General features: G+C 76.0%; 10 protein-coding genes. 6 read left to right on the top strand and 4 right to left on the bottom strand.

Going from position 1 to position 9238, the window contains the following annotated elements; genetic code table 11:
- The coding region (locus ACFUEL_RS28365; RefSeq protein WP_380239615.1) for an SDR family oxidoreductase at window positions 1–188 on the top strand (188 nt) is incomplete at its 5' end.
- A gap of 135 nt (window positions 189–323) precedes the next feature.
- On the opposite strand, the gene ACFUEL_RS28370 is transcribed toward ACFUEL_RS28365, so the two are convergent.
- Window positions 324–767 carry a GNAT family N-acetyltransferase gene (locus tag ACFUEL_RS28370; RefSeq protein ID WP_380239616.1) on the bottom strand — a complete coding sequence of 148 codons (444 nt, stop codon included), beginning with the start codon at window positions 765–767 and terminating at the stop codon, window positions 324–326.
- Between the two features lie 326 nt (window positions 768–1093).
- On the opposite strand from ACFUEL_RS28370, the gene ACFUEL_RS28375 reads away from it, so the two are divergent.
- Window positions 1094–1879: a hypothetical protein gene (locus ACFUEL_RS28375; protein ID WP_380239617.1), complete on the top strand. Its 786-nt coding sequence runs from the start codon at window positions 1094–1096 to the stop codon at window positions 1877–1879.
- A 146-nt stretch (window positions 1880–2025) separates the two neighbouring features.
- Complete coding sequence (locus ACFUEL_RS28380) at window positions 2026–2850, top strand: hypothetical protein (RefSeq protein WP_380239618.1); 825 nt, start codon at window positions 2026–2028, stop codon at window positions 2848–2850.
- Window positions 2851–2857: 7 nt separating this feature from the next.
- Here the strand turns inward: ACFUEL_RS28380 and ACFUEL_RS28385 are convergent, their stop codons facing one another.
- The gene (locus ACFUEL_RS28385; protein WP_380239619.1) at window positions 2858–3538 is read right to left on the bottom strand and encodes a class I SAM-dependent methyltransferase; all 681 of its coding nucleotides are present in this window, start codon (window positions 3536–3538) and stop codon (window positions 2858–2860) included.
- A gap of 309 nt (window positions 3539–3847) precedes the next feature.
- On the opposite strand from ACFUEL_RS28385, the gene ACFUEL_RS28390 reads away from it, so the two are divergent.
- Window positions 3848–5002 carry an ROK family protein gene (locus ACFUEL_RS28390; protein WP_380239620.1) on the top strand — a complete coding sequence of 385 codons (1155 nt, stop codon included), beginning with the start codon at window positions 3848–3850 and terminating at the stop codon, window positions 5000–5002.
- Window positions 5003–5061: 59 nt separating this feature from the next.
- Here the strand turns inward: ACFUEL_RS28390 and ACFUEL_RS28395 are convergent, their stop codons facing one another.
- Together ACFUEL_RS28395 and ACFUEL_RS28400 are read right to left on the bottom strand one after the other, a co-directional pair.
- The gene (locus tag ACFUEL_RS28395; RefSeq protein ID WP_380239621.1) at window positions 5062–5739 is read right to left on the bottom strand and encodes a hypothetical protein; all 678 of its coding nucleotides are present in this window, start codon (window positions 5737–5739) and stop codon (window positions 5062–5064) included.
- A gap of 116 nt (window positions 5740–5855) precedes the next feature.
- The gene (locus ACFUEL_RS28400; protein ID WP_380239622.1) at window positions 5856–6623 is read right to left on the bottom strand and encodes a GntR family transcriptional regulator; all 768 of its coding nucleotides are present in this window, start codon (window positions 6621–6623) and stop codon (window positions 5856–5858) included.
- A 250-nt stretch (window positions 6624–6873) separates the two neighbouring features.
- Between ACFUEL_RS28400 and ACFUEL_RS28405 the strand changes: the two genes are divergently transcribed.
- Together ACFUEL_RS28405 and ACFUEL_RS28410 are read left to right on the top strand one after the other, a co-directional pair.
- Window positions 6874–7668, top strand: a complete 795-nt coding sequence (locus tag ACFUEL_RS28405; RefSeq protein WP_380239624.1) for an exodeoxyribonuclease III — start codon at window positions 6874–6876, stop codon at window positions 7666–7668.
- Between the two features lie 66 nt (window positions 7669–7734).
- Complete coding sequence (locus ACFUEL_RS28410; RefSeq protein ID WP_380239623.1) at window positions 7735–9237, top strand: SUKH-4 family immunity protein; 1503 nt, start codon at window positions 7735–7737, stop codon at window positions 9235–9237.
- Window position 9238 lies beyond the last annotated feature (1 nt).

Raw genomic sequence — 9238 nt, forward strand, 5'->3', positions numbered from 1 at the left:
CCGCCTCCCTCGGTGTCCCGCACGAGGCACTGCTCGCCAACCTCCCCGCCCAGGCCGGCACCGCCTCCGGCCGGCTCACCACCCCCGAGGAGGTCGCCGACCTGGTGGTCTTCCTGCTCTCCGACCGCGCCGCCAACATCCACGGCGCGGATCACGTCATCGACGGCGGCACCCTCAAGACGGCCTGACCCGCCGCCCGCGGCCAGGACTCCGACCGCCCGACCGTCAGCCGGCCGACCGACCGCCGGGCCGGCGCAGCAGCAGGCCAGCGGCCGCGCGCAGGTCCTCCGGCGGGACCCGCGACGGGTCGTCGGCCGCGGGCGTCACGAAGCGGGTCGGGCGGCGTCGTCCAGCGGCTTGGTCCAGCGGCGCCACTGGTCCTCGCGGCCGTAGCCGGCGGCCTGCCAGGCGGAGCGGCCGAGTTCGTTGCCCTCCAGCACCATGGCGTCGGCCCGGCGGCCGCCGGCCTCGGTGAAGCGGGCGTGGGCGGCGTCCAGCAGGGCGGTGCCGATGCCGCGGCGGCGGGCGGCCGGGTGGACGGCGAGGCGGTAGAGGTGGCAGCGCCAGCCGTCCCAGCCCGCGATGACGGTGCCGAGGAGCGCGCCCTCGTGCTCGGCCAGGATCAGCGCCTGCGGGTCGCGCTCCAGCAGCCGGGCCACGCCCGCCCGGTCGTCGCTGATGCTGGTGCCCTCGGCGGCCTCGGCCCAGAAGGCCAGCACCGCGTCGATGTCGGCGGGGCGCGCGGCGCGCAGTTCGTACTCGTTCATGCGTCCGTTCCTACCAGCCGGACCGGGAACGCCGCCAACGGTTTGCCCGGCCCCCTTGGCGGCACCGGCCCCGGCACCGGCCCGGACGGCTCGGCTGCCGCGGTCCTGCCGACCACCCGGCTGGTCCTGAAACCGTGCTTCGACTCGGTGCCGTGGATCTGGCAGTGCGGGCCCGGCACTTCGGCCTGCGGCCGCACCCCGATCGGTTTCTGATGTCTCGTCAACTCCGTTTTCCCGCCGTCCTTGACGCGGCGGGCGCAGCCCACAAGGGTGTGGCGCACTCCCTCGCACCGCTTCCATCGACCGACCGCACTCCTGGAGATGGCATGCGTGCACCCCTGTCCCGCCACCCGCGCCGCCCCGGCCACCGCCACGCCCCCGACGGGCGGCCGCCGTGGGCCGCGCTCGGCTCCTTCGTCCTGGCCGCCGCGGCCACCCTCGGCCTCGGCGCCCCCGCGGCCGCCGAACTGCCGACGACCGGGCTGCCGACGGTGGACGTGGTGCCCGACAGCCGGTTCGCCGCGTTCCCCCCGGTCTGGAACTGCTCGTCGCACTCGGGCTTCGTCTCCTGGCAGGACCAGCACTGGGTGGACGGCCGGCCCACCGCCGACGACTTCGCCGAGTGCACCGTGCAGGTGGCCGTCCAGCCGAACTCCACGTACGCACTGAGCGCGAGCGTGCGCGGCCCGTACGTCTTCGTCGGTACCCGGGGCACCGACACCGGCGGCGAGACGGTCATGGCCTGGTCGAACGACCCGGAGTGGAACGGCCTGACCGCCGAGGTCAGCACCGGCCCGCACACCACCTCACTGACGGTGTACTTCCACGGCTGGTACGGCCAGGAGTGGTACGAGGTCCGGCAGGTCTCCCTGGTCGGCCCCGGCTACCCCCGCTCCTCCCCCGCGACCCCGTGCGCCGGCCCGAGCGGTGCCACCCCGAGCAGCGCCGGCCCGAGCGATGCGGCACCGACCTCGACACCCGGCACGACCCGTCCCCCGCAACCGGCCGCCACCCCCAGTCCGGGCAGCACCGAGAACGACACCTGGCCGCCGACCACCGTGTCGCCCAGCCCCGATCCCAGCCCGCCCCGCTCCTGCCCCGCCGCGTCCTGACCGTTCGTCAACTTCCGGCCCGCCCGCCGTCGTCGGTGGGCGGGCGCGGATTTTGCCCGCTCTTGACGCGCACCCGCGGCATCCCCCATGGTGTGGTCCACTCCCTCGCACCGCTGCCCCTTCCACCGCCCCCACCCGGAGCCGGCATGCGTGCACCCGTGTCCCACCGCCGCCACCACCGCCAGCGCGAACGCGCCCCGCTCGGCGCCCTCGCCTCGTTCGCGCTGCTGACCGCCACCGCGGGCTTCGCCCTGCTCGGCACCGGCAGCGCCGCGGCCACCCAGGAGGCCGTCCGGGACGGCTCGTTCCTGCGGCCGCTCACCGACAACTGGACCTGCGACGGCGACGTCCGCCGCCTGGCGCAGGGCGTCGAGGGCCGCCCGGGCGGGTTCGACTTCGCCGGGTGCAGCCAGCAGGTGGAGGTCCGGCCGTACACCACCTACGACCTGACGGCGGACGTCTCCGGCGCGTACGCCTTCGTCGGCGTCTCCGGGGGCGAGGTCGAGAACACCTACCTGTGGGCGAACGGGGCGGAGCGGACGAGGCTGCACACCGTGGTCCGCACCGGCGGGACGACCCGGACGCTCACCGTGTACTTCCACGGCTGGTACGGGCAGGGGCCCTACCAGGTCCAGCGGGTGTCGCTGTACGACAGCAGCACCGGCCTGCCCGCCTGCCCGGACATGACGGGCGCGCCGCCCAGCTCGCCGCTGCCCAGCCCGCCGGTCCCGGGCTCGTCCCCGACCTCGTCCCCGGCCGTGCCCGCGCCCGCGCTCGCACCCGCGCCCGCGCAGACCGTTCCGCCGAGCCCCGGCTCCAGCGCGAGTTCCGGCAGCGCGAGCCCGACCTGGACCGGCCCGACCTGCCTGATCCCGCCGTCCGCACCGCCCTCGGCACCGCCCTCGGTCCCGCCCTCGGTCCCGCCCTCGGCGTCCGTCAGCCCGCCCGCGCCGCGGCCGACCGGAACCTGACGCCGTGTCAGCCGCGCAGCGTCCACACGGTGGTGGCCTTCTCGGCCGCGTCCTCCAGGTCGGCGGCGACCGGAACGGTGTACTCGGCGAGCGCGTCGAAGCGCCCGCGCGGCAGGTAGGCCCGCCCGGGGTCGCCGACCACCACGGTCGCGCCCCGGGCCGCGGCCCGCTCCAGGAACGGCAGGAAGCGGGCGGCCATCGCCCGCTCGTAGAACACGTCCCCGGCCAGCACCACCTCGGCGGGCGCGCCGTCGCCGTCCAGCACGTCGGCCAGTTCGGCGGCCACCGCGACGCCGTTCAGCTCCGCGTTCACCTCGATCGAGGCCACCGCGTACGCGTCGATCTCGGCGGCCCGCACCGCGGCCGCGCCGCTCAGCGCCGCCGCGACGGCCACCAGGCCGGAGCCCGCCGCGAGGTCCAGCACCCGGCGGCCCGCCACCAGTTCGGGGTGGTCCAGCACGTACCGGGCCACCGCCACCCCGCCCGCCCACGGGAACGCCCAGAACGGCGGCGCCAGCCCCTCCCGCCCGCGGGCCCGCTCGGTGGTCTCCCACAGTGCGATCGCGTCGTCCGCCATCCGCAGCCGCACCTCCGGCACGAACGGCACCGGGGCCGGCGAGGTGTGGGCCCGGACGAACTCGGTGTCGGCGGACGCGCTCTGACGCACGGCGGCCGTGTTGTTCCCCATGCCGCCCAAGGGTAGGTGCAGCGGGCGGGCGCCCCGTACCGCGACGACGCCGCCGCCGGGTCACCCCGCGATCACGGACGACGTACCGTTTCGATACCGAAGCCGTTATGAGCTGCGGAAACGCTCGCCCCTCGCAGGGGCGCGCGAGTACGATCCGGGCAGACGCCCCGGTCGAGGCACCCCACAGTGCCGGTCCGCGGGCGGCGGCTCCGCGCGGGCCCGCACCTGCCCGACCACGGCGGGAGGGGCGCAACCGCGCTCCACGGCACCGCGCGCCAGGGCAGTCGCGCGAAGCGGAAGGGCAGCGACTTGACGGACCGGCTCACCGGAGGGGACTCCTCACTGCTGCGGCGGATCAACGCGGCGGTCACCCTGCGGTCGTTGCGCGACGGGCAGGCCGTCACGCTCACCCAGCTCGTCGGCGACACCGGCCTGTCCCGGCCGACCGTCGAGGGCGTGATCGAGGGACTGTTGGAGTCCGGGCTGGTCGCCGAGGTCGAGCACGTGCAGGAGTCGGGGCGCCAACGCGGCCGCCCGGCCCGCTGGTTCCGCTTCCGCGCCGAGGCCGGGCACGTGCTGGGCATCGAGATCGGCGTCCACGACCTGCGGGTGGTCCTCGCCGATCTGGCCGGCGAGATCCTGGCCAGCCACGCCAAGACGGTGGACGAGGCGCTGGAGGCCGAGGAGCGCCTCACCCTGGTCCGCACCACCGTCGGCGAGGTGCTGCGCAAGGCCGGCGTCTCCCGCGACAGCCTGTGGGAGGTCGTCGTCGGCACCCCCGGCATCGTCGACCGGGACGGCACCGTCCGGCTCGGCACCGCGATGCCCGGCTGGACCGGCCTCGACCTCGGCGCCCGGCTGCGCCGCTCCTTCCGCTGCCCGGTGGTGATCGAGAACGACGCCAACCTGGCCGCCATCGCCGAGCACTGGAAGGGCGCGGCCGTCGGCAAGGGCGACGTGGTGTTCGTGATGGCCGGGCTCAGCCCCGGCGCCGGCTCGCTGATCGGCGGCCGCCTGCACCGCGGCCACGGCGGCGCGGCGGGCGAGATCGGCGCGCTCCACCTGCTCGGCCAACAGGCCACCCCGGAACGGCTGTTGTCCACCACCGGCAAGCCGCTCGACCCGCTGGACGAGGCCGCCGTGGCCCGGGTGCTGCGGCTCGCCCGGGAGGGCGACCAGGTCGCCCAGATCGCCATGGACCGCTTCCTGGGCCGGCTCGTCCACGACGTCACCGCGCTGGTCCTCGCCCTCGACCCGGAACTCGTCGTGGTCGGCGGCTGGGCGGCCGGCCTGGACGGCGTGCTGGAGCCGCTGCGCGAACAGCTCGCCCGCTACACGCTGCGCTCCCCCGAGGTCGCGCTCGCCGCGCTCGGCTCCGAGGTGGTCGCGATGGGCGCGCTGCGGATCGCCCTCGACCACGTCGAGGAGCAGCTGTTCACGGTCGACCCGCCGGCCAACCGGTAGGCCCCGCGAGGGAGCCGGCCAACCGGTAGGCCCGGCGAGGGAGTCGGGCCGCCGGGCGGTCACGGCAGGCAGAGCAGGTCGTACTCGCCCCCGAGCCGCCCCCGGGCGTGCGCCGCCATCCGGTGCGCGTACCGGGGGTCGTGCCGGAGCGCGTCGTAACCCGGGCGGACGCCGGAGGGCAGCACGCCGGAGGGCAGCACGCCGGCCGTCTCGGCGAGGTAGACGTCGAAGCCCGGGTACATCAGCACCGCGTACGGCAGGTCGTCCACGTCGAGCGCGAACACCGGGTACTCGCCCAGCCCGTCGCGCTCGCCACCCGGGCCGACCGAGAGGACGCGGCTCGAATCGGAGCCGCCGGGCAGCAGGAAGCACTCGCCGAACAGCGCGGAGAACGGCTCGTAGCACGAGCCCCAGCCCTCGCCGTACTCCACGGTGGCGATCTCGCCCAGGGTGCGCGGCGCGAGCGCGCCGCCGGCGTCGAACCAGCCGTGGCGCTCCAGCATGCCGCTGTCGTACGCCAGCCAGGTGCGCAGGCTGGGCGGCAGCGGGTGGCCGCTCGGGAAGGCCGCCAGGTCGGGGCGCGGACGCAGCGGGCCGCGCACCCACGGACCGGCGAACCGGTCGTGCTCCAGCACCGGGCGGAACGGGTCGGCGCGGACCGCGGCGGTCGCCCGCTCGGCCAGTGCGCTGCCGTGCTCCGCCGCTCGGGCCGGACCCGGAGAGTCGTTCGGTTCCATCGCGGTGCCGCCCCCGTCCACCGTCCATCAGTGGACAGCAGCCTAACCGCGGCCGCCGACAACGCTCCTGACGCCCCGTCACCTCGTCCCGTCCCGGGCCGGGGCCCGGCGCGGGATCAGGAGACGGCGGCGGCCTTGACCTCGGCGGACACCTGGACGGCCGCGCCGGACTCGCCGAAGGTCAGCTTGCAGGTGTCGGCCCGGTAGGTGGAGACGGCGACCGCCGCCAGCCGGCCGGCCGCCGCGTACTGGGTGGTGACCACCAGCACCGGGGTGCCCGGGGGGCGCTCCAGCAGCGCGGCCTCGGCGGCCTCCGCGACACCCAGCTCCACCGAGCGGGACTCGCCGTCCACCCCGGCCCGCTCCAGCTGGCGCAGCACGCCGCGGGCCCGGTCGTTGCCGTCCACCACGACGGCCAGGTGCGGCAGCGCGGCCGAGGGCACGTGCAGCGACTCGGCGGCCACCGTCACGCCCCGGACCACCCGCAGCCGGCGCACCGTGTGCACCTGCTCGCCCTCGGCCAGGCCCAGCGTGCGGGCCAGCGCGGCGGAGGCCGGGCCGGTGGTGCAGTCCACCACCTTCCAGTCCGGGCCGCCGTGGACGGCACCGCCCCGGCCGTCCTCCCGCCCGCCGACCGGGACGCCCACCCGCGGGGCGGCCACCAGCGTGCCGATGCCGCGGCGGCGGACCAGCCGCCCCTCGAGCTCCAGCTGGTCGAGCGCCTGCCGCAGCGTCGCCCGGGCCACGCCGAAGCGCGCCGAGAGCTCCCGCTCGTTGGGCAGCACCTGCCCGGTGGAGAACTCGGCGTCCATGGTGCGCAGCAGCACCGTGCGCAGGTGCCAGTACTTGGGCTCCGCCACCGCCGCAAGCGTTCCTTGCCCCACCGTGTCCTCCACCCTGAAGGGACGACAGTCCACCGCGCACCCCCGTTTCGGCAGGTGGAGGAGGCGGGCTTTATCCGTCCTTCTTTATTAAAGGTCTTTGCAGTAAGTGACAGTAGGGGGTGCCCGGGGAGATGGTCAAGACCAATGGGAAGGGTTCCTTGCGGATCGCCCCCCGACCCGGTATGGCGCCCCGATTCGCCCGCAATGCCCGGGTTTCCGGGCGACCCGGTACCCTCACTCCGTGCAAAGCATCACGACTGTCAACGTCAACGGGATCCGGGCCGCCGCCAAGAAGGGCTTCCTGGAGTGGATCGACGGCACCGAGTCCGAGGTGGTCTGCCTCCAGGAGGTGCGCGCCGAGCCCGAGCAGTTCGCCGACGTGCTGGCCCGCCTCGACGGGTGGCACGCCGTCTGGGCCCCCGCCGCCGCCAAGGGCCGGGCCGGGGTCGCCGTGCTCTCCCGCCGCGCCCCCGACGCCACCCGGGTCGGCTTCGGCTCCGCCGAGTTCGACGGCTCCGGCCGGTACGCCGAACTCGACCTGCCCGGCCTGACCGTCGCCTCGCTCTACCTGCCCTCCGGCGAGGTCGGCACCGGACGGCAGGACGAGAAGGAACGCTTCATGGCCGAATTCCTGCTCCACCTGGGCGAGTTGCGCACCCGCGCGGCCGCCGGGGGGCGCGAGGTGGTGGTCTGCGGCGACTGGAACATCGCCCACCGCGAGGCCGACCTGCGCAACTGGAAGGCCAACCAGAAGAAGGCCGGCTTCCTCCCCGAGGAGCGCGCCTGGCTCTCCCGCGTCCTGGACGAGCACGGCTACGTCGACGTCCTGCGCCGCCACCACCCCGATCAGGACGGCCCCTACTCCTGGTGGTCCTACCGCGGCCGCGCCTTCGACAACGACGCCGGCTGGCGGATCGACTACCACATGGCGACCCCCGGCCTCGCCGACCGCTGCACCGGTGCCCGGATCGAGCGCGCCGCCACGCACGCGGAGCGCTGGAGCGACCACGCACCGGTCACGGCGGTGTACGACACCGCCGGGTAGCGGGCCGGGGCGGTACGGTGGCGCGCACCCGCTGACGTCCGACCGACCGCACCACGGAGAACGCCGATGACCGCCGGCCCCGAGCCGACCCCCCGTCCGACTCCCCGCCCAGCCCCCCGCCCGGACCGCGCGTTCCGGGCCGCCGAGCTGCCCGCGCTGATCGAGGACCCGCTGTTCCTCGCCGGGGTGGACCGGGAGCGGCTGCTGGCCGGCATGGCCGAGTGCTGGCCGGACGGGGTGCCGGCCGGCACGCTGGCCGAGGACGTGCACCACCTGGAGCGGCTGGGCGTGCGCCCGGCGGCCGGGCGGCACGGCGAGTGGCTGTCCTGGCTGCACCTGCTGCTGGTCAGCCACGGCCGGGCGGCGGACGCGGAGCTGCTCGCGGGCGCCGGACACCGGCTGCCGTGGCGCACCGTCTGGTCGCGCTGGGTGCCGCCGGGCGCCCGGGCGGCCTGCCGGGCCCCGGGCGGCCGGGTGGTGGGGCTGCGGGTGGTGGACCGGGACGGCACCCCGGTGGTGTCGGTGCACGAGCAGTACGTGCTGGCCCGGCTGGAGCGGATGGAGCCGGACGACGAGGACGCCTACTACGCGTACGCGGTGGGCCTGGCCGACGGGGCCGTGCTGGCCGGGCCGCGGCTGTACCGCCCGTTCGGGGACGACGGCCCGGACGGGCCCTACCGGCCGCTGCTGCCGGACGACCTGCCGGAGCCGGGCACGGCGGCGCTGAACGGCCCGGCGGGCTGGCAGGGGGCGGTCCTCCCGGCCGCGCCCGCGCAGCTCTCGCACGCCGTACGGCTGGACGGCCCCGACGGGCTCGGGCCGGACGGGCTCGACGGGCTCGGGCTGGACGGGCTCGGGTCGGACGGGCTCGGGCTGGCCGTGTTCGGCGGCGGCTGGGGCTGCTTCGCGGCCGTGCTGGACGAGGGCGCGGACGGTTTCGCCGCCCCCTTCGAGGACGGCCCCCCGGCGGTCACCGCGCCGGCCCCCGCCGCCCTCCCCCCGGAGGCCCGGCGGCCCGACCGGGAGTGGCTGGCCCGGTACTACGGCTCCGCCGCGCTGTGGACGTCCGACCCCGCCGACCTCCCGGCGGGCCTGCGGCACGAACCCACCCGGCGGTTCCTGACCGAGGTCGGCTTCCCGGCGGTGTACCACCCGCTGGTCGACTTCGGCTCCGGGACGCTGGCGGAGCGGGGCCTGTACGAATTCCGCACCACCGACCTGCACTCCCCCGACGAGTCCGATTTCGCCGGGCTCGGCGAGTACGCGTACCTGATCGCCACCGACAACAACGGACTGACCATGATCACCGTGGACGGGGAGAGCGGCCGGGTCTCCCGCTACTCCGCCGACCGCGAGGAGGGCGACTTCTACCTCGGCCCCATGGCCTCGTCGATCGAGCAGTTCGCGGCCCTGCTGCGCCTCTACGGCACGTACTACTACGGCGCGGACGAGGCGGCCCTCGCCGACTCCGGCCGCCGACTGCGCGACTGGGCGCTGGAGTTGGACCCGGGGCTCGCCGCCTCCTACTTCTGGCCCGAGGTCTTCGAGGACCGGGAGGACTACCTCTGAC

It is taken from the genome of Kitasatospora sp. NPDC057198, assembly GCF_042670125.1.
GTDB lineage: Bacteria > Actinomycetota > Actinomycetes > Streptomycetales > Streptomycetaceae > Kitasatospora.